The organism is Dactylosporangium maewongense (genome assembly GCF_039531485.1).
Taxonomy (GTDB): Bacteria; Actinomycetota; Actinomycetes; order Mycobacteriales; family Micromonosporaceae; genus Dactylosporangium; species Dactylosporangium maewongense.
The window spans coordinates 337,753-364,113 of sequence record NZ_BAAAQD010000002.1 but is presented as its reverse complement, the minus strand read 5'-3'; the positions used below and the strand labels follow the sequence as shown (position 1 = coordinate 364,113).

The window sequence follows — 26,361 nt, the reverse complement described above, 5'->3', positions numbered from 1 at the left end:
GACGGACGCCCCGGGGGAGGGCCCCGGGGCGTCCGCCGCTACGTGTTGCCAGGCCGCGTCCTAGACGTGGGTCCACCAGTTCCAGGTGCCGGAGTTCGGCGCGGACTGGACGCGGTGCCAGACCTTGCCGTCACCACCGACGACGAAGACCTCCATGATCCCGTCGGCCCGCGTGAAGGCGGTCGGGTTGCTGAAGATCAGGCCGCTGAGGTTGGTCCAGCCACTCCACTGGCTCGGGTCGGCGGCGTCGATCTGCGTGTTCGAGTACAGGTTGCCGTCCGTGCCCCGGATGAACACCGCGACGGTGCCGTCGGCGTTCTGCGCGGTCTCGATGTCGTTCGCGTACATCCAGTTGCCGAGGCGGGTCCACCAGGCGAACGAGCCGTCCGCGTTCTGCAGCCGGGACCAGATCGCGTGGTCGCCGCCGATGGCGAAGACCGTGATCCGGCCGTTGGCGTTCTTGATCGCGACCGGGTCGCTGAAGATCAGGCCGCTGAGGTTGGTCCACGCGCCCCAGGTGCCGTCGGCGGCCTGGACGCTGGTGTAGAGGTTGTTGTCGCCGCCACGGGCGAAAATCTGCTGCAGACCGTCGCTGTTGGCGATGATCGGGCCGCTCATGGCACCGGTGGTGCCGGGCGCGGCGGCCTTGGTGGTGATCGTGGTGGTGGCCGCGGTGCTGTACGCCGTCGGGCTGGCGTAGGCGACGACGGTGACGTCGTACGCGGTGCCGGCCGCCAGGCCGTTGATCGTGCAGGTGACGGCCGGGGCGACCGCGGTGCAGCTCAGGGCGCCGGAGCTGGCCTGGGCGGGCTCGGACGGGGTGGCGGTCGCGACGTAGTACACGACGGCGGCACCACCGACGGGAGCGGCCGCGGTCCAGGCGAGCGTCGCCGAGGTGGCGGAGACGTCGTCGTCGGCCGGCGGGGTGACGACCGGCGGGGCCGGCTTCGGCACCACGGCGGGGGTGACCGTCGTGGGCGTGGAGGCGGCGCCGGCCGATGCCGTGCCGTTGGCGTTCATGGACATGACGCCCGTGGTGTACACGGTCGCGTTCGTCAGACCGGTGACCTTGCAGGTCAGCTGATCGGTGATGCAGAACTTGACGACGCCGCCACTGCTGATCGCGGCGGCCCGGTACTTGGCGACGGTGCCGGACGTGGGCGCGACCCAGGTCAGCGTCGCCTCGCCGTCGCCACCGGTCACGGTGACGTCAGTGGGGTCGTTCACCGTGCCCAGGATGTAGATGGCACCGGATTTCGCGGGGTCCGAGCTGAGCCCGTCCTTGGTGGCGGTCACCTCGAACTCGTACGAGAAGCCCGGCGCGACCGGGGTGCCACCACAGGTCACCGCCATCGATCCGGCGACGACCGGGCACGTGATGCCGGGAATGGCGACGCCCTCTTTGAACGCGGCGACCGCGTAGGTGACGCCCTCGGTCGGCGAGGCACCCCACGACACGGTGGGCACACCGGCGGAGGTGGTGGCGGCGACCACGTCGACCGGCGCCTCGGGGCCGACACCCGGCGTGGCGCCGACGCTGGCGCTGCTGGCCGCGGAGTTCGGGACCGAGTTGGCGCCGTTCGTCACGACCTTGAACGTGTACTCAGTACCGTCGGTCAGGCCGCTGATCTTGCAGCTGTTGCTCAGCGCGTTGGTCGCGCTCGTGCACGTCTTGCCCGTCGAGACCCCGCCGAGGTAGGCCGTCGCGGTGTAGTTGGCGACGGTGGACAGGGCGTTCGCCGCGCCGGTCCACACCACGTTGACCTCGCCGGTCTTGCCCGTGGCGACCGGGGTGCCGATGGTGGGCGGGGCCAGCACGGGCGTCATCACACCGGTCGCGGTGGCGTCGGCGACGAGCGTGGCACCCTGCGGGTCGACGGTGATCGTGTACGTCGTGCCGGCGATCAGACCCGTCAGCGTGCAGGGCCCGCCGGCCTTCGCGTTGACCTGGCAGGACTGGTCGGGCGACGAGCCGGCGTCCGGGCCGTCCGCGTTGACGATGTAGGCAGGGCTCGTGTTGACGTCCGTGGCGTTCGTCTCGTCCGGGGTCACCGTGACGATCAGCGTCTCGTTGGGACCCAGCGCCGACACAGCGGTGACGCTGGCCAGGACCGCCGCCGAGGCGGGCTGCTGGGCCACCAACAGGGAGCCCGCCGTCAGTGTCAGAACAGCCGCCGAGCCGAGCAGGCCGCGTCTGGGCCCTGCCCGGCGGTCGCGCGGTTTGCTCACTTGAATCATTGCGTCCAACCCCCCGTTGCGAGGCGCCAGCTACGGTGCCGACGCGCCATCTCCTAGCAATGTAGGGCGGTGTTGTACTTTTCGGAGCAAATTAGGTAATAAGGCTCTTTGACAGGTGGCCAGCACTCTTCGTGTGCTAGTGAACACGTTCAGCTCACCGGCCGCGATCGGCGCGAAGCTCCGAAAAAACTTCCGTGGAGGATGTAGACATCGAAGGCGGCGCTCCGACGTACCAGGCGAGCGACGGAACGGCCGTCGTACACGCGAGGAGAGCCCGATGAAGTACGTCATCCTGATCCACTCGAACCCGCAGCCCTGGGGCCACCCGACGAGCGACTACCTCGCGGCCCACCAGGCGCTGCCCGGCGAGGTCCGCAAGCGGCTGAACGCCGAGTTCGAGCAGGTGATGACCGAGCTGCAGGCCAACGGCGAGCTGCTCGGCGGCGAGGCGCTCGGCGACCCGGCGAACGCCCGGCTCTACCGGTGGCGCGACGGCGAGCCCCTGGCCAGCGACGGGCCGTACTCGGAGGCGAAGGAGCACCTCGCCGGCTTCTTCCTGATCGACGTCGACAGCCAGGCGCGGGCCGAGGCGGTCGCCGCCCGGTTCTCCGGCCCGGACGAGACGGTGGAGCTGCGCCCGATGATGTGGCCCGGCGGCGACGACCAATGACCGGTTCGGTGCTCGGTGACGTGTGGCGCCGGGAGGCGCCGCACGTCCTCGGGGCGTTGCTGCGCAAGTACGGCGACCTCGGCGACTGTGAGGAGGCGTTGCAGGACGCCGCCGAGGTGGCCGCCGCCCGGTGGCCCGTCGACGGGGTGCCCGACTCGCCGCGGGCCTGGCTGATCACCGTGGCCTCCCGGCGGCTGATCGACCGGGCCCGGGCGGACTCGGCCCGGACCCGGCGCGAGACGCTGGACGCGGCCCAGCGCCCGGCCACGACGGAGGAGGCGACGACCGAGGACAGCGACGACACGCTGCGGCTGTTCTTCCTCTGCTGCCATCCGGCGCTGACCCGGCCGTCGCAGGTCGCGCTCTGCCTGCGCTCGGTGGCCGGCCTGGGCGTGGAGCAGATCGCGGCCGCGTACCTCGTGCCGGCCCGCACGATGACGCAGCGCCTCAGCCGTGCGCGGATCGCGCTGCGCCAGGCCGGTGCGCGGTTCGTCATGCCGTCGCCGGAGGAGCTGCCCGACCGGGTCGCCGCGGTCATCGACGTGTGCCACCTGGTCTTCACCGAGGGGTATGCGCGGACGTCGGGCGAGGCGCTGCTCGACGTGCAGCTCGCCGAGGAAGCGATCCGGCTCGTCCGGCAGCTGCACGCCGCGCTGCCCGACCACGCCGAGGTCGCCGGCGCGCTGGCCCTCATGCTGCTCACGCACGCCAGATCCGCCGCCCGCGTCGACGCCGCCGGCGACCTCGTGCCGCTCGCCGAGCAGGACCGGCTCCGCTGGCGGCACGACCTGATCACCGAGGGCGTCGAGCTGCTGGAGCGCACCCTGCCCCGCGGGCACGTGGGCCGGTTCCAGCTGCAGGCCGCGATCGCCGCCGTCCACGCCGAGGCCGCGACCTACGAGGAGACCGACTGGCTGCAGATCAGCGTGCTCTACGACATGCTGAGCAAGGTCGCGCCCGGCCCGGCCGTCACCCTGAACCACGCCGTCGCCGTCGCCATGGCGCACGGACCCGCGGCCGGCCTGGCCATGCTCGAACCGCTGCTGGACGACCCCGCCATGCAGCGTCATCACCGGCTGTACGCGGTCCGCGGCCACCTCCTCGACCTCAGCGGCGACCCGGACGGCGCGGTCGAGCAGTACCGGATCGCCGCCCGCCTCACGGCGAGCCTGCCGGAGCAGCGCTACCTCAACCGCAAGCTGGCCCGTTGAGCGTCACGGTGACGGCCGGGGGGACGGCCGGCGGACAGGCCATCGGGTGACACATCCGGCCGTCGGCCCGATTTGCCGGTAGTGTCGGAACGATCGCCACTGCATGGAGGGCATTCCTGTGGATTCGAGGCATTCCGGTCCGCAGGCTGGTGCAGGGCGGGAGTTCCTACGGGTGCAGGTCGACGCGGCGGCCGGCGACCACGCGCAGCACGCACTGATCCTCACCGGCGTCCTGGAAGGCCCGACGGCGCGGGAGCTGCTCACCGTCATGGCGGACACGCTGCCGGACCCGGTCCCGGAGCTCGTCGTCGTCGACATCGCCGGCGTGCGGTTCCTCGGCTCCCAGGGGCTGCGCTGCCTCATGGCCTGCCGCCGCCACGTGGAGAGCCGGGGCGGGCGGATGGTGCTGCGCAACCCGGCGCCGATGGCCGAGCGCATCCTGTACATCGCGGGCATGCTCGACTCGTTCGGGCTCTCGATGACCGCGCAGGGCACCTCGGTGCCGGCGGCGTACCGGATCGAGACGGCCGCAACAGCGGAGATGGTCGGGGCCGCGGATACGGCGGAGGTGACCTGAGCGCCGCCCGTGGCCGGGGTAACGGATGTGCGCGGTCGCACCACCGGACAGTAGGCTTGCGCAGGGTCGATGAAGAGGCCCCCCGCCGCTGGTGGGGGGCCTCTTCCATGCAGCTGCCGACGGAAGAGTGACGATCGTGGCGAGTGAGACAGACAACGACTGGGTCGACCGGTTCGCGGACGAGGTGATCGCGGCGTCGCAGCGACGCGCCCCGGGCAAGCCGGTGGTCTGCGCGTCCGGGCTCAGCCCGTCCGGCCCCGTCCACCTCGGCAACCTCCGCGAGGTGATGACCCCGCACCTGGTCGCGGACGAGATCCGCCGGCGCGGGCACGACGTGGTCCACATCATCTCGTGGGACGACTACGACCGCTTCCGGAAGGTGCCCGCGGGGATCGACCCCTCGTGGGCGCAGCACATCGGCAAGCCGCTGAGTGCCGTGCCGGCGCCGCCGGGCAGCGAGCACCCGAACTGGGCGGAGCACTTCAAGGCCGCCATGATCGCGTCGCTGGCCGAGCTCGGGGTGGAGTACCGGGGGATCAGCCAGACGGAGATGTACACGTCCGGCGCCTACCGCGAGCAGATCCTGCTCGCCATGCGCGAGCGCGCCCGGATCGACGCGGTCCTGGCGCGGTACCGGACGAAGAAGCCCGCCGCGGCGGCCGCGGCCGGCACGAGCGAGGCCGAGGCCGAGGCGGCGGAGGGCTCCGGCGCCGCGAGCGAGGACGACGGGACCGCCGCGACCGGCTACTACCCGTACAAGCCGTTCTGCGGCAACTGCGGCACCGACCTCACCACCGTCGTGTCCTATGACGACGACACCACCGAGCTGACCTACACGTGCGTCTGCGGGTTCACCGAGACCGTGCTGCTGTCGGAGTTCAACCGCGGCAAGCTGGTGTGGAAGGTCGACTGGCCGATGCGCTGGGCCTACGAGGGAGTGATCTTCGAGCCGTCGGGGGTCGACCACTCGTCGCCGGGCTCGTCGTTCCAGGTCGGCGGGCAGATCGTCACCGAGGTGTTCGGCGGCGAGCAGCCGATCGGGCCGATGTACGCGTTCGTCGGCATCAGCGGCATGGCGAAGATGAGCAGCTCCCGCGGCGCAGTGCCGACGCCCGCCGACGCGCTGGAGATCATGGAGGCGCCGCTGCTGCGGTGGCTGTACGCGCGGCGCCGCCCCAACCAGTCGTTCCAGGTCGCGTTCGACCAGGAGATCCAGCGCATCTACGACGAGTGGGACGCGCTGGAGAAGCGCTACACGGCCGGCACCGCGGTCCCCGCCGACCGCTCCGCCTACCTGCGGGCCTCCCGGACGGCGGCGCTGGAGCTGCCCCGGACGCCGCGCACGGTGCCGTACCGGACGCTCGCCTCCATCGTCGACATCACCACCGGGCAGGCCGAGCAGACCCTGCGGATCCTGCGCGACCTCGACGCGGAGCAGCCGATCACGTCGCTGGACGAGGTCCGGCCGAGGCTCGACCGGGCGCAGCACTGGGTGAACACGCAGGTGCCGGCCGAGTCGCGGACCAAGGTGCTCGACGAGCCCGACAAGGCGCTGCTCGACTCGCTGACCGCCGAGCAGCGCGAGTCGCTGCGCCTGCTGCTGGCCGGGCTCGACGACCACTGGTCGCTCGACGGCCTGACCACCCTGCTCTACGGCGTGCCGAAGGTGATGGCCGGCCTCCCGCTGGACACCAAGCCGACCGCTGAGCTGAAGGTGGCGCAGCGCAGCTTCTTCGCGCTCCTGTACCACCTGCTGGTCGGCCGCGACACCGGGCCGCGCCTGCCCACCCTGCTGCTCGCCGTCGGCGCCGACCGCGTCCGGGCGCTGCTGTCCTGAGACGGCGGTGGCCCGCCGGACCCCCGGCGGGCCACCATGACACCGGCGTGGCCGGATCCTGAGCCGGCCGACCCGCGCACCGGGCGCTCCCTGCCGCGGCTGGAGGCGGTCGCGCCGGTGGACGGGTTCACCGTGCCGGTGCCGGCGGCACCTGCCAGCGCTGCTGCCTCGTGCCGGCGCAGCGGGTGATGTACGGCCTGCCGCCCCACTCCGTCAGGCACTGCTTCGAGGAGCGGGTGACCAGCGCGCCCCGGACGGCGTCCCACTGCTGCGCGACGGCACCGGAGCAGGCGCCCAGCCGCAGCGAGGCGTCCAGGCAGCGGCCCGCCGTGCGCAGCGTGCCGTCGGCGACGAGCGTCCAGGTCTGCGCCGCGGCGCCGGAGCAGCGGCGCAGCCGCACGGACGCGTCCAGGCAGAGCCCGGCGGACCCGACCAGCGGCCCCGACGCGGCGCCGGAGACGGCCGCGGGCGCGACACCGGACCCAGTACCGGACTCAGCGCCGGGCTCAAGGGCCGGCGCGGACCCGAGGCCCGCCTCGACCGGCGGCGGGAGGACGGCCATCTGCAGCCGGCCGGACGACGGCGCGGAGTCCGCGGAGGGCGCGGACGTCGCGGGCCGGTCGCCGGCCGACAGCGCCAGGGCGGTCGTCGCGGTCGTCACGACCAGCACCGTCCACGCGAACGCGGGGTGGTGCCGCCCCGCCCGGCGGTGCGCCGGCCGAGAGCCCGGCGATGCCGACGGTGCCGGATTCACGAGGGTCATCCAGGAATGCCGTGGGTGGTATTCCGGCGGTTCGGGGCGCGCCACCGCCGGTGCGTTGTTGGGGTGTGCCGCGGGTGGAATCTGATGGTGCGCGATGACTCTCACGTATGGGCGGACCAGCACCGGAGACATAGCACGACCGTAGCGGCCATCAGCGATGACCGATCCCGGCCGGACCGGGTGAAACAGCAGAATCACCCTCCGTCTCACCCGGTCGTTGGAGCGCTTTCACAAATCGCCGCAGCCCGGATGGATCGCACGGAACGTCCGCATTTCCCGTGACCGCCGAGCGGTTTCGTGGAAATCGAGGGCGCGCGGACGTAGCGCACGGCGGATTTACACGGTAGAAACAACACGCTGGAGAGAGCGCTCTCACACGCGGACGCCGATGCGCCGCCGGCTCCTCCCACACCCCATCCACCGTGTACCTCACCCGCCCGCACGATCGAGAGGACGCACCCGTATGACGATCCAGTCCGAGCATTCCGTGAGGCGGTGGTCGAGCCGTCGCAACGTCGGCAGGGCGTTCGTGCTCAGCCTGGCGCTGACGACCGCCACCGCCTCGATGGGGACAGCGGCCGGCGCGACCCCGCCCGGGTTGAACGGCGGGTCGCAGGACCTGGGCCCCAACGTCACCGTGTTCGACCCGAGCACGCCGGTCAGCGAGATCCAGGCGAAGCTGGACGCGACCTACGCCAAGCAGGTCGACAACGAGATGGGCACCGCCCGGTACGCCTACTACTTCAAGCCCGGCACGTACGGCACGGCAGACCAGCCGCTGCAGTTCAAGGTCGGCTACTACACCGAGATCGCCGGCCTGGGCGCCAACCCGGGCGACGTCGTCATCAACGGCAAGGTCGAGGTGTACAACCGCTGCCTCGAGAACGGCGGCACCAGCAACTGCCTCGCGCTGGTCAACTTCTGGCGCACGCTGTCCAACCTGTCGATCAACGTCAACGGCAAGGGCCAGGACGGCTGCCGCGGCTCGGCCAACTTCTGGGCCGTGTCGCAGGCCGTCTCGCTGCGGCGCCTCAACGTCACGGGCGGCAACCTGTCGCTGATGGACTACTGCACCGCCGGCCCGCAGTACGCCAGCGGCGGCTTCATCGCCGACTCGAAGGCCGGGACGATCGTCAACGGCTCGCAGCAGCAGTGGCTGACCCGCAACAGCCAGGTCGACAACTGGTCCAACGGCGTCTGGAACCAGGTCTTCTCGGGCGTCGTCGGCGCCCCGGACGACTCGGCGTTCCCGAACCCGCCGTACACCACCATCGCGCAGACCCCGATCAGCCGGGAGAAGCCGTACCTCTTCGTCGACGCCAAGGGCAAGTACCAGGTCCGCGTCCCGTCGGCGCAGAAGAACACCAGCGGCATCTCGTGGGCGAACGGCCAGACCGCCGGCCGCACCATCCCGCTGTCGGACTTCTACGTCGCCAAGCCGGGCGACTCGGTCGCCAAGATCAACCTGGCGCTGCTCGCCGGTAAGAACCTGCTGCTCACCCCCGGCATGTACGACATCGCCCGCAGCATCGAGGTCCGCTGGCCCAACCAGGTGGTCCTCGGCATCGGGCACGCGACGCTGACCGCGGTCAACGGCGCCACCCCGCTCGACGTCGCCGACGTCCCGGGCATCATCGTCGCGGGCGTCACCATCGACGCCGGCCTCAAGGAGTCGAAGGTCCTGCTGCGCGTCGGCAAGGAGCACGGCTGGGGCTTCAGCGACCCGAAGAACCCGACCACGCTGTCCGACGTGTACTTCCGCGTCGGCGGTCCGCACATCGGCAAGACCGACACCGCGCTCGAGGTCAACAGCGACAACGTGCTCATCGACCACACCTGGGTGTGGCGCGGCGACCACGGCGTCGAGGGCTTCACCGGCGGCGTCAACGGCGACAACCAGCGCTGGGTCACCAACACCGGCCGCTACGGCGCCATCATCAACGGCGACAACGTGACCGCGACGGGCCTCTTCGTCGAGCACTTCCAGAAGTACAACACCGTCTGGAACGGCGAGCGCGGCACCACGATCCTGTACCAGAACGAGCTGCCGTACGACCCGCCGACGCAGGCCGACTGGATGAACGGCAGCGTCAAGGGCTACGCCGGTTACAAGGTCAACAACAAGGTGAAGACCCACAACCTGTACGGCGCGGGCGTGTACGTCTTCAACCAGAACAACCCGTCGATCCAGACCGAGAACGGCTTCGAGGCCCCGAACACCCCGGGCGTCAAGCTGCACCACATCATGACGGTCAACCTGAGCGCCGGCGTCATCAACCACGTCGTCAACGGCGTGGGCAACGCGGCCGACACCAGCATGATCGGCGTGCCGATCTACCTGGCGGACTACCCCGTCGCGTAACACCCGGCACCACCAACGGTGGGCTCATCGCGATCAGCGATGGGCCCACCGCTGTGTTTTCTGAAAGTTACGCCCGTCGCCGCTGGCCGCGACGGCGCTCCCTTTACACCCCGCCGAACGGCATGGAACCATGCGGCGGCGGTTGGGAGCGCTAACATCGCAGGCGGGAGGCCCGGTGGCCGAGACCATCGTCGAGACGGCCGAGCTCGTCGCGGCGGCCCAGGCCGGCGACCGGGCGGCGCTGGAGGAGCTGACCGCCGCGCACCTGCCGCTGGTGTACAACGTGATCGGCCGCGCCCTGAACGGCCACGCCGACGTCGACGACCTCGTGCAGGAGACGATGGAGCGGGTCGTGCGCAACCTGCGCGGCCTGCGCGAGCCGGAGCGGTTCCGCTCGTGGGTCGTCGCCATCGCGTACCGCGAGATCCAGCTCCATCTGCGCAAGGCCCGCCGGCTGGGGTTCCCGCGCCGGCCGGAGGCGCTCACCGAGGTGCCCGACCCGGCCGGTGACTTCGCCGAGCGCACCGTCACCGAGCTGGTGCTCACCGGGCAGCGCCGCGAGCTGGTCGAGGCGACCCGCTGGCTCGACGACGGCGACCGGCACCTGCTCGCGCTGTGGTGGCACGAGGCGGCCGGCGACCTGACCCGCACCGAGCTCGCGGCCGCGCTCGGCATCGGCCAGCCGCACGCCGCCGTCCGCCTGCAACGCATGAAGGCGCAGCTCGAGACGGCCCGCGCGATCGTCCGGGCCCTCGCGGCGAGCCCGCGCTGCGGGGGCCTCGCGACCGTCGTCGACGGCTGGAACGGGGTGGCCCGGCCGCTGTGGCGCAAGCGGCTGTCCCGGCACGTCCGCGAGTGCACCGGCTGCGGCGGCCACCGGCACGGGCTCATCCCGCCGGAGCGGCTGCTGCACGGGATCGGCGCGGTCGCCGTGCCGGCCGTGTTCACGAAGGCGGCGCTGCCCGGCACGTCCCTGCTCGGCTCCCTGCAGCAGCTGTTCCAGCACAAGGCGGCCGCGGTCGCGACCGTGGCCGTGGTGGCGGGCGGCGGCTTCGCGTACGCGGTGTACGAGACGCCGGATGGGCGCGAGGCGCCGGCCGTGTCCGCGCCGCAGGCACCCGCCGCCCCCTCGGCCGCCTCCCCGGCGCCGCCGGCCGCCTCTTCCGCGGCCCCGCCGGCCCGGACCACCGGCGAGATCTTCGTGTCACCGACCGGCGCGGACACCGGGGACGGCTCGATCGACCGGCCCCTGGCGACGCTCTCGGCGGCGGTCGCGCTGGTGCGGCCCGGCCAGACCATCACGCTGCGGGGCGGCACCTACCGGCCCGCCGACCCGGTCACCATCACGACCAGCGGCACCGCCGAGCAGCGGATCACGCTCACCAACTACCGCGACGAGGCACCCGTGATCGACGCCTCGCGCATCCCCGCCGACAAGTGGGCGATCACCCAGCGGGCGGACCACTGGACCGTGCAGGGCCTGGAGATCAAGGGCTCCCGCAGCCACGCGTACGTCTGCCTCTCCTGCAAGCACGACGTCTTCCGCCGCCTGTCCGTCCACGACAACGTGGAGTCGGGCCTCACCCTGCGCGACGACGGCACCGTCGGCAACCAGGTCCTGGACAGCGACTTCTACCGCAACCGCAACCCCGCCGACCAGGGCCAGACCGGCATCGGACTGGGCGTGAAGTTCGGCGACGGCGACGGCAACCTCATCCGTGGCTGCCGCGCCTTCGACAACGCCGACGACGGCTTCGACCTCGGCGACTTCCGCAGCCCGGTGACGCTGGAGTACAACTGGGCCTTCGGCAACGGCGTCAACCGCTGGGGCGTGCGCGACTGGCAGAGCAACGGCAACGGCTTCACGCTCGGTGGCGGCAGCCCGCCCGCCGCGGCCGCGCACCGGCTGCGGCACAACGCCGCCTGGGACAACGTCCATCACGGCTTCACCGACAGCGGCAACCGCGCGGCCCTGCAGCTCACCAACAACACCGCCTTCCGCAACGGCGCCACCGGCTTCGCCGTGACCGACGCCCCGGCGACCCTGCGCAGCTCCGTGTCGATCGACAACGAGACCGCGGTCCGCGCCAACGCCGCCGTGCAGTCCAGCCGCAACACCTGGGACGAGGGCACCTGGACGAGGTCGATGTTCCGCACCACGGACCCGGTCACCGCCCAGTCCCCTCGCCCGCTCGACGGCTCCCTGCCCCCGACCTCGTTCCTGACCACCGGCAACGGCATGGGCGCCTCCATGTCCGGCGGCGACTGACCCCGCACACACGGAGACGCCCCGGCGATGCGGTACGCGGATCTACCGAACGCAATGCATCTGATATCGGCACGAGTGTGCTCCCGACCAATCGTGCTGTGAATGCTCTCATTAGGCCGGGAGTCCGGCTATCCAAGTTCAGTGCGTATCCGTCGGATTCAGCGGTGAAGCTCGACCATCAGGTGCCGACCTCCGTCAATCGACGACGCACACCGATGTCAAGTCCATGTTGCTGCACTGCCAGGAGGACCAGCCGAATACTTCGTCGGCGAGTGGTCAACGAGTGGACTCGGACGGACTACGGACGGCGGCCGATCAACCGGGTTCGGCCCGGTATTGCTGTCGTGACGCCCATCGCTTGCGCCGGAACGGCCGAACCTTACTTTCGTGATGTTCAGTGAAGCTGAGGAAGTGCATCCACGCCTATGTAGCGAAGTCAAGGTGACGCGGGCCGCCGGCCTTTGCGCGGGGTCACCCCTCGCCAAGGCCGGCGGCGCACCATCAGCCGTGCCAGACGGTGAACACCCCCGCCACCAATGCGGCGACGATCACCCCGACGGCGCCGATGAGCGCGGTGACCACAGCTACCCGTCCGCCACGGCGTGGCGCCGGGGTCTCCACCTCGGCGCGCGGGGTGGCGTTTTCATGATCCGCGAGGCCACACACCGGGTGCGTCGTCACGTGTGCGTTGCGCGCCTGAATGACGAGAATCTCGCGCCCGAACACCTCACCGGCCTGGATCATGACCTCGCCGCCGGGCGGAACGGGGCCGAACGGCCCGGACCTGGCGCCCGACACTCGCCACGTGATCATCGTCGGCGGCGAGAAGCCCTCTTGACAGCTTGCATCAAAATGGTTCACTGTGAATCGACCTCCTGCTTGATTCATGATCGACGAATCGCCGCGCATCAAGGGATGCTGGCGAGGCCCCGTCGTTCGATCTTTGGAGAATTGGTGACAGAGCGTGGTTCCGCCTGGTCCCTGGACGAGCGCCGACGGCGCCTCGCCGAGGAGCTGAAGCATGCCCGCACCCGGTCTGGCCTGTCGGGTCGTGACCTCGGCAGGAAAATCGGGATGAGCCAATCGAAGATCTCCCGCATCGAAGCCGGCGTTTCCGTCCCGTCAATGCCTGAGGTCCAGGCCTGGGTGGATGCGGTTGGTGCGCCGGACGACCTGAGCGAACTGCTCCTCGCACTCACCGACGCCGCCCACGGCAGCATCCAACGATGGCGAAGCGAGCTGTCCGCCCAGGGCCACATCCAGGGCGAGATCGAGGAGACGGAGCGAGGGGCGGCCAGAATCCTGACGTTCCAACCTTCGGTCGTCCCCGGTCTCCTGCAGACGGCCGATTACGCCCGGCGTGTCTTCGAGTCGTTCGAGGAGGTGCCGTACGGACCTGACGATCTTGCCGAAGTCATCGCCGCCCGGCTCGACCGGCAGTTGCTGCTCTTCGACGACACACGGACTTTCCTGTTCCTCATCACCGAGGGCGCGCTGCGCTGGCGGCCGGGGCCGCCGATGCTGCTCGCCGCACAGCTGGACCGGATCAGCACGCTGAGCACGCTGAGCAACCTCACCATCGGCTTGCTGCCATACGCGACCCAAGCGGTGGTGCCCTACTCACACGCGTTCACCGTTTACGAGTCGACTGACGACGAGCTCGACGATCTCGTCAACGTCGAGATGATCCATGGCAATCTCCAGGTCCGGCATGAGCCGGATGTCGACGCGTATCGACGCCGTTGGGCATCGCTGAGTCGCCGCGCCGTGTATGGGGACGATGCGCGTCGCCTGCTGCACGACCTGATCGCGGAGATGCAGGCGGTTCAGTGAACGGGAACCCGCAGGCCGGGAGCCGGGGCGGACTGAGGGGGCCGCCCCGGCACCCATCCTGATCACGCGATGTCGAACACGCCGCGCTTCACGCCGGCGACGAAATCGCTCCACTCGCTCACCGTGAATGCCAGCACGGCCCCGTTCGGGTCCTTCGAGTCACGCACCAGGACCTGGTTGGCCAGCGTCGCAACCTCCACACAGGTGCCCGCGCCCTCGCAGGCGGTCCGGAACTGCGGCGTTGATGCCTGCTCATCGAACATTTTTCGACCTCTTTCTTGCGCTCTTTCTGTGATGGCGCCTGTCGCCGAGGTCGAATCTCCTGGGGAAATCTGTAACTCTTCTCCGCGACTCTCCACATGAGATCTGGAGGCGTTCTGTATGCATGTCGATGTCAGAGTGCTCGGCAAGATAAAGCTGTTCGTCAACGACTCCGAGGTGAATCTCGGCGACCGTAAACAGCGACTACTGCTCGCGAACCTGGCAATCGAGCGGCGGCTCGTCGAGAAGCCGCAGATCATTGAGCGGCTATGGCCGGAGGAAGAAGTTCCCGAGAACCCGGCGGAACTGGTCTACAACTACGTCAACCGAATCCGCGCCGCGTTCACCAAGGCGGGCGTGGACGGCGCAGCGGTCCTCGCCACCTCACACAACATCGGCTACGAACTCAAGGTCGCGGCTCATCAGGTCGACTACCACCGTTTCCGGGCCTTGCGGGCCCGCGCCGAAGTGGCTTTGATCGATCGCCGTGCAGACGAGGCGGCCCGACTCGGCCGCTTGGCGCTGGCCGAATGGGGCAGTCCCGCCGGCCTGCTCGGCGGCACGCCGCTGGAGCGTGAAGAACGCCAGTTACAAGGCCGAATCCGTGCCATGCAGCTGGACTACCGGGCGACGCTCATGCTCTGCCTGGACGCAGAGATGCGCTGTGGGCAACACCGGCGACTACTCCCCGAGTTGGCGTTGCTCGCTGCCGACGATTACGGCTCCGACGACCAGGAACTGGCCCGCCTGCGCATGCTCGCTCATTTCCGATCAGGCCAGAAGAAGGAAGCGATCATGGTGTACGTAAAGCTTGAGGACGTGCTCTCCGAAAAGCACGGAAGCAGCCCGGACGAGGAGACCAAGGAAATGCATCGGCAAATCAAGAAGGACGACGAGACACTGAATCTCGAAGGTGCGGAAACCGTCGCTCACGCAGCAACCGGCGACGCGGCCGCCCAGGCCGCGCCAAGTTTCACCGGCACGAACGTCTACCAGACGGGTGAACACGCCAGGTCCTTCGTCGCGCAACACATTACATACAACGAAGGGTCTGATAACACGTGAGCGAGGCTCCGGACGAGGCCGAGTCGCCGGAGCCCGAGGACGTCGTATCCACACCGGACGTCGACCTCAGCGAGGGTGACTCCACCTCATTTGCCACGCAGTTCGGCTCGTCCGAAGAGAGCGCTGAAAAGGCTCAGCCCGACGGATCCACGGAGGCGGATTCCGCACCGAACAAGCTGGAGGACGCCGACCCCGAGCCGGATGAGGACAGCACCGACGACCGAGCTGCGCAGGCCGACCGGCAACACGGCATTCGCAATCTGAGCATGATGACCGGTGACCGGGCACGACTGTTCCAGGCGGAACAGATCAGCATCTTCGGTGGCGAGAACTCCGTGGTTCCCCGCTCCGGCGAGGTGCCAGGGCATGTGCTCAGCAAGCTGGTCACCGCATACGTCCAGCCCTCCTGCGCGCAGCGGCTGCTCGACGCTCTGCGTGTCTCACCCGTGCAGTGCCTGGTCGGGCCGTCCGGTTCCGGCCGCACCACGGCCGCGATCGCAACGGCGGCCCGTCACCTGGAACGCGTGGGTCAGACCGCGCGGGGCAATGTGCACATCCTCGCGACCGACGACATCTCGAGTATCGACGGATCGGCGCTGCCCGAGGGCAAGGCGTTCATCCTCGTGCTGCCGGAGAGCGTCGCGGCACCCGACATCGCCTGGTTCGGGTCCATCGGCGCCGACCTTGAGCAGCGGCACAGCGTGCTGATCCTCGTAAGCGTCAACGAACCCAAGGGATCTGCCGCACTCAAAGCGGATTGGTTGGTGCCCTACACGCCACCGCCGCTGGACGCGATCTTCAAGAAGCACCTCGCAAGCCGACCGCCGTCCCGTGTCGACGCGTTATGTGCGCTTCCAGATGTACGCATGGCGCTGCAGCGCTGCAGGGTCCCACGGGACGCCGCAATGCTCGCCGCGGACGTTCTGGCAGACATGGCCAGCGGTCTGCCGGACCAGGAACTGCTGAAAGGCGAGCCCACGGCCAAACTCAGCCTGGCGCAACAGGAGCTCAACGAGGGCGAACTGTGGCACCGCATCCTGCTGGTGGCCACGGCGGTGATGTACGACCTGTCCGCGGGAACCGTGGTGCGTGAAGCGAAGCGGCTGGCCGAACTGCACGTCCCGAACGGCATCCAGACGGAAGTGCCGAAGGTCGACTGGTTCAACGGGCCGAGATACTGGTCGGCCTGCGTCGATCTGGTAGGAGACCAGGCTGACAGTGGCGCCGGGCAGATCTTCCGGCTGGCACATCCGAGGCTGGCCATCCCCCTGCTGGAAGTCATCTGGCAGGATCACGTTGGCGAGCGTGACGTACTGCTCGACTGGTTGTGCGGGCTCGGTGCGCATCCGATCAAGCGGGTCAGGGTCAAGGCCGCGCAAGCCGCCGCGCAGCTCGCGTGCTACGACTTCGACGTCGTGGTCCGTGAGGTCATTCACGTCTGGGCGCTCAACGGTGGATTTCGCACCCGGCAGTCGGCCGCGGTCGCGCTGGAAGCGTTGGCGGTCGCTGCGGAGGGCCGGTTCGCGCGACGTGTCCGGGGTCTGGTGCAAGGCTGGGCACACAGCAACAACGTCCGGCTCCTGGCGGCCGCGATGGCCGCCTACGGGACATTTCTCGGGGCGAAGGATCCGGACGAGGCGCTGGCCCGGATGGAGGAGATCGTCGGCGGCCGGGTTCGCCGGTGGGACGGCCGGCGCGACGCCTCCATCGATCACGTGGAGCGTGAGCTGGCCAATATCGTCCAGCGGGCGCTGCTGGACGTCTTCGCCGCGGGTGCCCAGGAGAAGGTCATCCAGGCCCTCGCCAGGTGGGCCGGGCTGCCCCACTGGCGCTGGCGGAAGGCGGCGGCGAGGTCACTGCTCGAGCTGGCCCGCAAAGAAGGTGCCAGCCGGTGGCCGCTGCTCATCGAGCTGACCAGTGTCCAGGACGACCTCTACGACGCGGTGCTGGCCCTGTGGCGCAACGCTCTGGACGCCGGGCAGCGGGACGAGGCGCCCTGGGAAGCGCTGCGGCGCTGGTGTGATCAAGCTGACGAGCTCCGCGGAGACCCGGCCGCCGCGGAGTCCGCCGCACTGACCGAAAAGCTCCTCGCCGATATCCGAGCCAGTAGCTCAGCCCTGGCCGACAACCTCGATTTCCACCAACGCATCTGGGCTTTTCGCAAAGCAAAGCGGCAGGTTGCCCGTTCCTCATCGCTGTCCCCCAATCAGGAGGAGACGCCATGACCGGCGTGTCATCGCACATCGACCCCTCCAGGCCCCGGCGCGGCCGGGTGAGGCGCTGGATTGGCCGAGTTCTGCGCAATCTGATCGGCGAGCCGCCCAACACATCGACGGGGGTCCCCCCGATTGACCTCCCGGCGACGCAGACCGTCAACCGCGTCAGAAGCGTGACGTTCACGACGCCCGCGAAAGGCGACTCGTACGACTTCTCCATCACTGTCGATCTCTGCTTCTGCGCCACCGGTGTGGCCGCCCCCGCTCGGCTCGACGCCAAACTCGACGCGCGACTGCCCGACCTCACCGCCGAACTCATGACATCGGCGCGCCCGATCGCCCGCGACTTCCCTCCGTTCCGGCCCGGTGCGGCCGAGCCACCCGTTTCCCGTGCGATCCAGCAGGCGGTGGAAGCGGCGTTGGCCGGCGTGCCCGACGAGGACGGCGTGTATCTCAGCTGCAGCGCGCGGGTCCGGGTCGACATGCCGGCAGAGGTACGAGAGCTGCAGAGGCTCGCCCTGGCGGAGCAGGTGAAGTTCGAATCGAGATATGAGCAGAGCGAGCAGTCCGCTCATCGCCTCGGCGAACTCCGCGAGGTGTGGAGCAAATTCATCAATGACGGGCTGCCCCAGTGGGTCACGCCGTACGCGATGGCCATGGCCCAGCAACCGGCGCAGGTCGCTCCACTGCTGTTCAAGTTGCGCGATGACCGCAAGGACGAAGCCGCGAAGCTGGTGGACGCGGTCGCCGCGGTCGCCGCCGGAGCCGATCGGATGGATCTGTTGGAGTTCGCGCTCGCCACCGACAGCGCCTTGAGCAAGACCTACGAGATTCTCGGCATCGCCTCCCCTCCTGCGGGCAGCAACTCGAATTTCGACTCGAAGGCGACCTCCTGATGCGACGGAAGATTGCGATCCTGCTGACCATCGCCGTGGTCGGCGGTGCCTGCTCCAAGAAGGACCTGCTCGGCGAAGGCAGCACCGCCCAGGACGCCGCCAAACGGCCCAGCGCAGAACGATGCGGGACCATCCTGAAGGCGCCCGCCGACGGTGTGAAGATCTCCGGATCCACCGTGTTGCTCGCCGACAAGTCCGCGTCGAGCTTCACCCGGCCGAACTCGGATCACCGCCAGGACTGGCTGGCCAAACTGGGCGCGCATGTGCCCACGAACGGGACGGATCTGGTGGCGATGGGCCTGTTCGGCGGAGCGGTCGACTGGAAGTTCCAGAAGGTGACGCCCGGCCGGAGCAACGACGCGGCGCGCACCCAGAACGACCTGGACGACGCCCGCAGCTGCCTGATCGGCGACATGGCCGATGCCATCAAATCGCCACCGACCAAGCCGCAGACGGACGTTCTGCGTGCCCTGGCCGAGGGCGCTGTCTACGTGAAGGACCGACCCGGCGCCAAGTCGCTGTACATCGCGACCGACGGGCTGAGCAACACCGGATGCGCGGATCTGCGGGGTGCGGACATCGGCGACCTGAGCGCCATACCCGCGATGGTGTCCGCCTGCGAACCGGAGCTGCCCAAGCTCGGCAAGGACTTCACCGTGCACTTCCTCGGCATCGGCAACGCCGCGGAGGGCTGGTCGGACATCAAGACACCGCAACGGACCTGGCTCGTCACCCTGTGGAAGGCACTGTGCGACGCCACCGGCGCGAACTGCTCCGAGCCGCAGTCGGCCAAGCCGGACAGCGTTGCCGACGACAACGCCGCACTCCTCTCCGACGAGGACGTGACCATGCCGAAGATCATCAACACACCCGGCAACCCGACCGTCCTGACGGTGCCGGCATCGCTCCTGTTCGACACCGACTCCTACACCTTGGCCACCGGACGGTCGCAGGACGCGCTGGACGAGGTGTTCAAACTCCTCGGGGCGCTGAAATACAGCCGCATCGAGGTCGCCGGCCACACCGACTCCACCGGGACACCCGAGCACAACCGGACCCTGTCCAGGCAGCGGGCCGACACGGTCGCCGGCGAGTTGCTCTCCCGGTCGTTCCACAACATCGAGCCGAAGGGCTATGCGTCGACGCGGCCGGCGTGCCCCGAGTTCACCAACGGTCAGCCCGACCGGGCGGGCATGGCCTGCAACCGCCGTGTCGAAATCATCGTCTATTCCTGAGTTCGGAGCATTGATGAGCGACGTTTCCCCTCTCGCGGTGCCCGAGCCGTTCGGACAGTGCTCGTCCGGCTGTGTCTGCGGAATGCGCGAATTGATCGCGCGTGAGCGAGAGCACGGCCCACGCGACGCCGACGAGGTCAATGCCCCGGAGATGCGGGCACTGCTCGGGGCGGTACGCAACGGGTACGAGACCGTGCGGTCAGACCCTCGGCTCATCGAGCGCCGCCATGCCGCTGTGACGAAGTACGGCCGCGCCCGCCGGCACCTCAACCGGATGCGTGTCTCGATCGGCGAGCAACAGGTCGGCCGAGCGGCGGCTGACCTTGAGCGAGCGCTGGACCGGGCAGCGACAGAAGGCCGGCGGCGGCCGGCGTGGCTGCGCTGGCTGCGCTGGCCGGTGGTCCTCGGCATCGGCCTGTTCGACGTCTGGTACTTCAGCCAGGTTTTCCGGTATCTCACCTCACAGACCGGCGACGCCACCGACGGCGGTCAGCACCGGCTGACGATGATCATCGAGACGGCTGTCGCTGTGTTGCCTGGGCTTGTGCTTGCAGTGGTGATCGCGGCCTCCGCCGAGATGCTGCTCCGCCCGCTGCACGCATGGCGTTCGGCAGCATTCCTACGTCCGGAGCCGCTGCAGAACGCCTCATGGATCGCCCGGCTGCGGCGCGGACTGGGCGCCGTGCACCGGGGACTCCTGCGACTGGCATGGTGGCTGCTCCCGGTCGGCTTCGTGGCATTCCTGCTCGCGGTCATCGCCTGGTGGTCAGCACTGCGGGCGGAATACCCGACGCCCCCGGACAAGTATCCTCTCGGCGCCGTGGTGGCGCTCATCGTGCTGCTGGCGGTGGGCACGATGGCCGTGAAGATCCTCGCCGACGACCCCGTCGCCGACGACGTCGCGAGTGCCCGGCGAAAGCTGTGGCGGTTGCGGCTGACGTACTCGTTGAGGTCACGGCGGGCCGACCTGCTGATCGACGCCTACGACTCCGCCTGGAGCGACCTTCGAACGCTGCGCGACGACCTGCAAGGACTGCTCCGGATCAAGATGCTGTCGGCCTGGGAAAGCTTCATCCTCCGCGTACGGTCGCTGCATCAGATGACCGGCAATGTCACCGCAGCACCTTGGCCGACCGACGGCGATCGGCCGGGCATCACGCAGGAATTCACCGGAGTGTCCCAGCCGGCGCTGGAGTTCGGCCCGCTCATCGAGATCTGCCGGCTCATCGACGAACGGGACCCCGATGACCTGCGGACGGAGTTGCGCGCCCTCGGCGACCGGTACGCCGAGCAACTCGCCGCCGGTTCTCCGGCATCCCGGGAGGCCACCCCGTCCGGGTGACGAAGCCCGGTGCCGCCCGGCGCCAGCGTCTCTCACGATCGGGCCCGACGCCGACGCGTTGGCGTTCACCTTCGCCCTACCAGCGGGGCGATCGCCACCGCGTCGGTGTCGCGCACATGTTCCCGCCGCAGCCCAGCTGCTACCGCTCACCCACCGGCGCTGCGCCGACGCCACTGTCGCCCTGGTCCTGGCCGCCGCCCGGCACACCGCGAGCGGATCAAGGAGAAGGCTGCGAAGAACCGCCCAACTGGCGAAAGCAGACACCCTCGGGACAGCCGGCGTCTCGCCCGCGCAGGCGCCGCAGGTGAAGCTCATGGCGGCGCGAAGCGTCACGGAAGGCGATGACACCCGTGCGGCGCCCACCGTCCACAGGGGACGGAACGATGAAGGGCCCGAACCGCATCTCTGCAGCTCAGGCCCTGTCGATCAAGCGCGCCCGAAGGGACTCGAACCCCTAACCTTCTGATCCGTAGTCAGATGCTCTATCCGTTGAGCTACGGGCGCTTGGTGCCTGCCTAGTGTACACACCAGGTTTTACCGGTTTTGCGCGGAGGCTCCGGGATTCGAACCCGGGATGGGCTTTAAGACCCAAACCGCATTAGCAGTGCGGCGCCATAGACCGAACTAGGCGAAGCCTCCAACAACCCCTGTCGCCAGGAGCCGCCGTCCGAGGATACAGGGCCGGTGAAGGACCGGGCAAAGCGGGTGACCCCCCGGCGCGTCGGACCGGGCTGCGTGGTTTGCGTCACATCGTCCACCGGAGGACGTTTGCCTGGTCGCACGGCGGGTGCCATCGGCGTTGGCGCATTACGCTCTTGCGAATGGGAGAGGAACCGAAGTCCACCGAGCCTCCGACTTCCAACGAGCCACCCCGCCGCCCACAGGTTCTCGGCGACACCTCCCTGCGGTTCGAGCCGCCGCCGCAGGAGTCCGTCCCGGAGACCCCGCCGGCGGCGGCTTCCCCGCGTCCGGCGACCACGCCGTTCGGCGCCCCGCCGCCGCCCGTTGTGGAGGCGCCGCGACAGACGGCCCCGCAGCCCCGCGTGGCGCGCCCGGCGGCGAAGCCGGTGACCCCGTTCGCCCCGCCACCGGTGGCCGGACCTGCGCAGCAGCCGAGGCCGGCGGCCGCTCCCCCGCCGGCCGCCGGGCCGCAGCCGAGACCGGCGGCTTCTCCCACGCCCGTGACCGGGCCCACGAAGCAGCCGAGGCCGGCCGCCGCTCCCCCGACGGTCAAGCAGGCGAGCCCTCCCGAGCCGCCGCCACCAGTGACGAAGGCCACACCGGCGAAGACCGCGCCCGCGAAGGCCACCGCCAAGAAGGCGGCACCCGCGAAGGTCGCGGCGAAGACGGTGCCTGCGGCGCGGACGTCCGAGCAGCTGGTGCCCGCCACCGAGCCTGCCCAGGTGACGCCCCCGGAGGCAGCGGCACCGGCGAAGAAGGCGGCCAAGAAGGCCGTGGCCAAGAAGGCACCGGCGAAGAAGGCAGCGCCCAAAGTGGAGGTCGAGTCCAAGGCGGCGATCGAGCCGACGCCGGAGACCACGCCCGTGAAGAAGGCTCCCGTCAAGAAGGCTGCCGTGAAGAAGGCGGCGGTGAAGGCGACCTCGACCCAAGAGGTCCTCTTCCCGGCACCCAAATCGCCCGAGGCGCCCGCAGCACCCGAGCCAGCACCCGAGGCACCCGCTGCACCCGAGGCAACCGACGCACCCAAGGCAGCCGAGGCACCCAGGGAAACCGAAGCAGCCGAGCAAGCCGAAGCAGCCGAGGCGGCGCCGGTGGTGGACGAGGTGACGCTCGTCGAGAGGCGGGTGGAGGTGGTCGAGGCCGATCCGACCGACCTCGGGGTCCCGGAGACCACAAGGGAGACGGAGCCGGGCGGGCGGGGGATCAATCCCGCGTACCTGCCGGAGCTGCTCGCCCTCGCCGCGGTCGCGCGGCTCGGGGAGGCGGCGCGGGAGCGGGCCGCCTGGTATGCGGCGAACTACCCCGGCGTCGACGGTGACGCGATCGGGCGGGCGGTGACGCGGGAGTTCGTGCGGCGGGCCAGGAGGCTGGGGATCGCGGCGGGGGCGGCCGGGTCGCTGGGGCTGGTGGTCGAGGCGGCCGGGGTCAACTGGCTGCACGCCAAGCTCGTCCTGCACCTGGCCGCCGCGCACGGGCACGATCCGCTCGACCGGGCGCGGGCGGCCGAGCTGCTCGTCCTGCAGCGGGTGTACGCGGAGGTCGCCACCGCCGAGGCCGCCATCATGGCCGCGGAGCAGGCGCAGCGGTCGCGGCGGGCCGGGCCCGGGGTGGGGGTCGCCAGGCTGGCGGGCCCGCTCGGCCGGACGCTCGGCGGCGGGCTGCTGCAGGCCGCCGGGGTCAGGATCGCCCGGCACGCGGTGCCCGGGATCGGGCCGGTGATCGGGGCGGTCGCCGCGGTCAGGTCGACCGAGGCGATCGCCATGCGCGCCACCCGCTACTACCGGCGCAAGCCGGTCCCCACCCCCGACGGGCGGTAGGCGTCACCGCGGGGTGACCCACGGCGACACCCCCGAAGCAGACCGCGACGCGGACGGCGGCCGAACAGGCCCGGAAACCGAAACGGACGGCGACGGCCGCGCCGGCCTGGAAACCGAAGCCGACGGCGACGGCCGGGCGGCCCTGGAACCCGACGGCGACACACCAGGCGACGCGCCAGGCGCCGGAGCGGGCGGCAAGGCGTCCGGGCCGACCGCGATCGTGGTCCAGGCCCGGGCCGCGGTGCCGTCGCCGAACTCGACCATGCCCAGGTAGCGCTTCGCGGGGTCGAGGTCGTGCCAGGCGGCGGTGAAGGTCACCGGCCGGCCGGGCTGGACCGCGGCCACCGGCGGTGTGACCGTGAGGTTGCCGGCCGGGTCGCCACCGACGAGGAACGTGTGCGCCACGACCGGCCGGCTGTCGGCGTCGGGTGGCGCGGCGAAGCGCACCACGTACACCTCGAACACCCCCATGGACGTGAGCGGGATCTCCTCGTCGGCGGTGGTGCCGTCGCTGCGGTCCACGAGCTGCCCGTCCTGATAGAGGTAGAGGTCGACGTCGGTGCCGGGGACGTGGTCGGCGGAGAACGTGGCCAGGCGGCCGAACTCGGCGCCGGGCGGCACGGTGACGGTGAACTTGAAGACGGCCGGGCCGGTGGCGGGCGCCGTGGGCACGAAGGCGGCCGTGCTGCCGACGAGGTTCTGCTGGTGGACGGCCGACGCGGTGAGGCTGAAGAGCTTGGTGGTGACGTTGCCGCTGTACCCGGCGGTGAGCTCGATCGCGGCGGTGCCGGCGGCGCCGGAGCCGGTGACCTCGCCCGGGCCGGCGAGCGCGACGGGCCGGGCGCCGATGGGGCTGCGCACGGTGTGGCCGCGCAGGTCGGTCCAGGTGAGGGAGCCGAAGGTCCAGACGCGGTACGCGGCGTCGGTGCGCCGGATGGTGACCTTGAAGGTGGCGGACTCGCCGGGTGCGACGGTCAGGGTGCTCGGCGTGACGGTGACGGCGAGCCCCTGCGGCGTGGTGACGGAGGCGACGTAGACGCTCGGCTGGGTGGAGACGTTGGTGACGGTGCGGACGACGGTCTGCGTCCCGGCCAGCGAGGCGACCGCGATCGACGGGTAGTTGAGGTCGCTGGGGTCGGCGCTGCCGACGGTCGGGCACCAGTCGCTGACGAGCTGCAGCTGGCCGATGGCGCACCCGTACCGGGCCCAGTCCTGCGGGCCCGACTCGTAGACCAGGCCGGGGTCGAAGGCCTGCGAAGGGCGGACGTGGCCGGAGCCGTAGTCGAGCGGGCTCGCGATCTTCCCGGCCCGCTGGATCATGCCGTCGGTGTTGTCGTGGACGCCGGCGGTGGTCATGAGCGCCGACTGGACGGCCGACGGCGACCAGCCCGGGTGTTCGGCGCGGATCAGGGCGGCGATGCCGGCGATGTGCGGGCTGGACATCGAGGTGCCGGACTCGCCGTCGAACAGGTTGCCGTGATGGCCGGCCGGGGACACGCCGGCGACGATGTCGACGCCCGGTGCGGTGATGTCGGGCTTGATCAGGTCGCCGCCGCCGGCGAGGGCCGGGCCGGCGGAGGAGAAGGCGGCCATGGCGGGCGCCCGCGGCACCACCATCGACACGGCCGAGAGGGAGGCGGTCGGGTTCGGGGTCGCCAGGTACGCCTTGATCGCCGCCCCGGCGACGTGGTCGACGTGGACGGTGGGGATGACGTGGTAGTCGGCGTTGAGCGAGTTCTCGCTCGGGTTGTAGAGGACCATGCCGACCCCGCCGGCGTCGCGGACGGCGATGCTCTTGTCGGTGCGCGGGTTGACGCCCCGCTTGCAGAGCACGATCTTGCCCTTGACCAGTGCCGGGTCGAGGGTGCCGGGGTCGCAGAGCTCGACCTTCTCCGCGTCGGCGGTCTTGAGGCCGGCCTTCACGGAGTCGACGAGCGGCGCGGACGGCACGGCGGGGCCCTGGCCGGCGCCGGTGTAGGTCTTGCCGTCGCCGAGGGTCACGGACTTGTCGGCGCCGCGGTCGTGGGAGCTGGCGGCGACGGTGGTCACCCAGGGCGCGTTGTGCGCGACGGTGGACTCGTCGGGGCCGCTGTTGCCGGCGGACGTGGCGACGAAGACGCCGGCCGCGGCCGCGTTGTAGAAGGCGAGCTCGACCGGGTCGACGATGAGCGACTCGGAGCCGGAGACGGAGTAGTTGATGACGTCGACGCCGTCGCTGACCGCGTCGTCGACCGCGTCGAGCAGGTCGACGGTGCCGCCGGAGCCCTCGCCGTCGGACTGCCGCCACAGGGCCTTGTAGACGGCGATGCGGGCGGCGGGCGCCATGCCGGAGATGGTGCCGACGGGGTCGCCGTTGATGGTGGCGGGGACGTCGGGCAGGCCGGCGGCGGTGGTCGCGGTGTGGGTGCCGTGGCCGTCGTAGTCGCGCGGGGAGTGGAACTCCGACTCCCAGCCGCCGAAGCCGCCGCCGTCGTAGAAGCGGGCACCGATGACCTTGTTGTTGCAGGTGATCCTCTGCTGGGCGGTGCCGGTGCCCTCGTCGCACTTGTCGGTGCCGCCCCTGGCCCACTTCTTGTCGATGACGGCCTGATCGGGGCGGGGCTCGGGGAGCGGGGCGAGGCTGGGGCTCTCCGGCCAGAAGCCCGTGTCGATGACGCCGATGATCATGCCCTCGCCGGCGCGGGACGGGTCGCCGAAGTGCTTGGCCCACGCCCCGGCGGGGCCGTCCAGGCCGAGGAAGCCGGTGGTGGAGATCGTGTCGACGGTGCGCCGCTCGTTGGGCCAGACGTGGCGCACGCCGGGGGTCCGCTCCACGCGGGCCTTCTGCTCGGGGGTGAGCGCGGCGGCGAAACCGTTGAAGGCCGACTCGTACACCGTGACCGTCCTGCGGATCCCGGCGCGGCGCAGGACGTCCGCGCGGCCGGCCCGGATCGCGCCGCGGGCGCTCTCCTGGCGCCCGGCCGGGTCGCCCTCCAGCTGCACGATGTAGAGCGCCGAGCTCGCCGCCTTGCCGGAGACCGCCACCGGCAGCGCGAAGACGGATGACGCGACGAGGGTGATGACGAGAAGGATTCGGCCCACACAAGCC

Annotated in this window: 18 protein-coding genes and 2 tRNA genes; 13 read left to right on the top strand and 7 right to left on the bottom strand. The window is 70.3% G+C overall.

Annotated elements, in window-relative coordinates:
- Positions 1-60: 60 nt before the first annotated feature.
- On the bottom strand, positions 61-2,229 hold the full coding sequence (locus ABD332_RS08525) for a DUF8189 domain-containing protein (protein ID WP_344501238.1): 2,169 nt from the start codon (positions 2,227-2,229) through the stop codon (positions 61-63).
- Between the two features lie 286 nt (positions 2,230-2,515).
- Between ABD332_RS08525 and ABD332_RS08520 the strand changes: the two genes are divergently transcribed.
- The 4 genes from ABD332_RS08520 (at position 2,516) to lysS (ending at position 6,533) form a co-directional block, all read left to right on the top strand.
- On the top strand, positions 2,516-2,908 hold the full coding sequence (locus tag ABD332_RS08520; protein ID WP_344501237.1) for a YciI family protein: 393 nt from the start codon (positions 2,516-2,518) through the stop codon (positions 2,906-2,908).
- Positions 2,905-4,119, top strand: coding sequence for an RNA polymerase sigma factor (locus ABD332_RS08515; protein WP_344501236.1), 1,215 nt, complete (start codon positions 2,905-2,907; stop codon positions 4,117-4,119). Before ABD332_RS08520 ends, ABD332_RS08515 begins: the two co-directional genes overlap by 4 nt.
- 118 nt (positions 4,120-4,237) lie before the next feature.
- A complete protein-coding gene (locus ABD332_RS08510; protein ID WP_344501235.1) occupies positions 4,238-4,696 on the top strand; it encodes an STAS domain-containing protein in 459 nt (152 codons plus the stop codon).
- Positions 4,697-4,832: 136 nt separating this feature from the next.
- Entirely contained in the window at positions 4,833-6,533 is a 1,701-nt protein-coding gene (gene lysS, locus ABD332_RS08505; RefSeq protein ID WP_344501234.1) for a lysine--tRNA ligase, read from the top strand.
- Between the two features lie 127 nt (positions 6,534-6,660).
- On the opposite strand, the gene ABD332_RS08500 is transcribed toward lysS, so the two are convergent.
- Positions 6,661-7,194, bottom strand: a complete 534-nt coding sequence (locus ABD332_RS08500; RefSeq protein WP_344501233.1) for a ricin-type beta-trefoil lectin domain protein — start codon at positions 7,192-7,194, stop codon at positions 6,661-6,663.
- 565 nt (positions 7,195-7,759) lie between these two features.
- Here ABD332_RS08500 and ABD332_RS08495 point away from each other — a divergent pair.
- Both ABD332_RS08495 and ABD332_RS08490 read left to right on the top strand, forming a co-directional pair.
- Positions 7,760-9,658, top strand: a complete 1,899-nt coding sequence (locus ABD332_RS08495) for an adenylyl cyclase (RefSeq protein WP_344501232.1) — start codon at positions 7,760-7,762, stop codon at positions 9,656-9,658.
- Positions 9,659-9,833: 175 nt separating this feature from the next.
- A complete protein-coding gene (locus ABD332_RS08490; RefSeq protein ID WP_344501231.1) occupies positions 9,834-11,927 on the top strand; it encodes a sigma-70 family RNA polymerase sigma factor in 2,094 nt (697 codons plus the stop codon).
- A 501-nt stretch (positions 11,928-12,428) separates the two neighbouring features.
- Here ABD332_RS08490 and ABD332_RS08485 read toward each other — a convergent pair.
- Complete coding sequence (locus ABD332_RS08485; protein ID WP_344501230.1) at positions 12,429-12,836, bottom strand: hypothetical protein; 408 nt, start codon at positions 12,834-12,836, stop codon at positions 12,429-12,431.
- A gap of 45 nt (positions 12,837-12,881) precedes the next feature.
- Here ABD332_RS08485 and ABD332_RS08480 point away from each other — a divergent pair, with 45 nt between their 5' ends.
- Positions 12,882-13,760 (top strand): helix-turn-helix domain-containing protein, encoded by an 879-nt coding sequence (locus ABD332_RS08480; RefSeq protein WP_344501229.1) that lies wholly within the window; start codon positions 12,882-12,884, stop codon positions 13,758-13,760.
- A 62-nt stretch (positions 13,761-13,822) separates the two neighbouring features.
- Here ABD332_RS08480 and ABD332_RS08475 read toward each other — a convergent pair whose 3' ends face one another.
- Positions 13,823-14,023 carry a DUF397 domain-containing protein gene (locus tag ABD332_RS08475; protein WP_344501228.1) on the bottom strand — a complete coding sequence of 67 codons (201 nt, stop codon included), beginning with the start codon at positions 14,021-14,023 and terminating at the stop codon, positions 13,823-13,825.
- Positions 14,024-14,141: 118 nt separating this feature from the next.
- Here ABD332_RS08475 and ABD332_RS08470 point away from each other — a divergent pair, with 118 nt between their 5' ends.
- From ABD332_RS08470 to ABD332_RS08450, 5 genes are read left to right on the top strand one after another with little or no spacing between them, the layout of a single operon-like run.
- The gene (locus ABD332_RS08470; RefSeq protein ID WP_344501227.1) at positions 14,142-15,086 is read left to right on the top strand and encodes an AfsR/SARP family transcriptional regulator; all 945 of its coding nucleotides are present in this window, start codon (positions 14,142-14,144) and stop codon (positions 15,084-15,086) included.
- Positions 15,083-17,311: a hypothetical protein gene (locus ABD332_RS08465; RefSeq protein ID WP_344501226.1), complete on the top strand. Its 2,229-nt coding sequence runs from the start codon at positions 15,083-15,085 to the stop codon at positions 17,309-17,311. The genes ABD332_RS08470 and ABD332_RS08465 overlap by 4 nt, the downstream gene beginning before the upstream one ends.
- The gene (locus ABD332_RS08460; RefSeq protein WP_344501225.1) at positions 17,308-18,198 is read left to right on the top strand and encodes a hypothetical protein; all 891 of its coding nucleotides are present in this window, start codon (positions 17,308-17,310) and stop codon (positions 18,196-18,198) included. Before ABD332_RS08465 ends, ABD332_RS08460 begins: the two co-directional genes overlap by 4 nt.
- Positions 18,199-18,233: 35 nt before the next feature.
- Positions 18,234-19,433: an OmpA family protein gene (locus ABD332_RS08455; RefSeq protein ID WP_344501224.1), complete on the top strand. Its 1,200-nt coding sequence runs from the start codon at positions 18,234-18,236 to the stop codon at positions 19,431-19,433.
- A gap of 13 nt (positions 19,434-19,446) precedes the next feature.
- Complete coding sequence (locus ABD332_RS08450; protein WP_344501223.1) at positions 19,447-20,775, top strand: hypothetical protein; 1,329 nt, start codon at positions 19,447-19,449, stop codon at positions 20,773-20,775.
- A 431-nt stretch (positions 20,776-21,206) separates the two neighbouring features.
- Here the strand turns inward: ABD332_RS08450 and ABD332_RS08445 are convergent.
- Together ABD332_RS08445 and ABD332_RS08440 are read right to left on the bottom strand one after the other, a co-directional pair.
- Positions 21,207-21,279: transfer RNA gene (locus tag ABD332_RS08445), tRNA-Arg, on the bottom strand.
- Between the two features lie 44 nt (positions 21,280-21,323).
- Positions 21,324-21,414, bottom strand: a tRNA-Ser gene (locus tag ABD332_RS08440).
- A 182-nt stretch (positions 21,415-21,596) separates the two neighbouring features.
- Here ABD332_RS08440 and ABD332_RS08435 point away from each other — a divergent pair.
- Entirely contained in the window at positions 21,597-23,273 is a 1,677-nt protein-coding gene (locus ABD332_RS08435; protein ID WP_344501222.1) for a hypothetical protein, read from the top strand.
- Between the two features lie 3 nt (positions 23,274-23,276).
- Here ABD332_RS08435 and ABD332_RS08430 read toward each other — a convergent pair whose 3' ends face one another.
- The gene (locus ABD332_RS08430; RefSeq protein WP_344501221.1) at positions 23,277-26,354 is read right to left on the bottom strand and encodes a S8 family peptidase; all 3,078 of its coding nucleotides are present in this window, start codon (positions 26,352-26,354) and stop codon (positions 23,277-23,279) included.
- Between the last annotated feature and the right edge of the window lie 7 nt (positions 26,355-26,361).

Excerpts from the sequence above, each read along its gene's own strand:
- ABD332_RS08520 (WP_344501237.1), top strand. The coding sequence starts at position 2,516 with ATGAAGTACGTCATCCTGATCCACTCGAACCCGCAGCCCTGGGGCCAC.
- ABD332_RS08515 (WP_344501236.1), top strand. The coding sequence starts at position 2,905 with ATGACCGGTTCGGTGCTCGGTGACGTGTGGCGCCGGGAGGCGCCGCAC.
- ABD332_RS08495 (WP_344501232.1), top strand. The coding sequence starts at position 7,760 with ATGACGATCCAGTCCGAGCATTCCGTGAGGCGGTGGTCGAGCCGTCGC.
- ABD332_RS08485 (WP_344501230.1), bottom strand. The coding sequence starts at position 12,836 with ATGCGCGGCGATTCGTCGATCATGAATCAAGCAGGAGGTCGATTCACA.
- ABD332_RS08475 (WP_344501228.1), bottom strand. The coding sequence starts at position 14,023 with ATGTTCGATGAGCAGGCATCAACGCCGCAGTTCCGGACCGCCTGCGAG.
- ABD332_RS08470 (WP_344501227.1), top strand. The coding sequence starts at position 14,142 with ATGCATGTCGATGTCAGAGTGCTCGGCAAGATAAAGCTGTTCGTCAAC.
- ABD332_RS08460 (WP_344501225.1), top strand. The coding sequence starts at position 17,308 with ATGACCGGCGTGTCATCGCACATCGACCCCTCCAGGCCCCGGCGCGGC.
- ABD332_RS08450 (WP_344501223.1), top strand. The coding sequence starts at position 19,447 with ATGAGCGACGTTTCCCCTCTCGCGGTGCCCGAGCCGTTCGGACAGTGC.
- ABD332_RS08435 (WP_344501222.1), top strand. The coding sequence starts at position 21,597 with ATGGGAGAGGAACCGAAGTCCACCGAGCCTCCGACTTCCAACGAGCCA.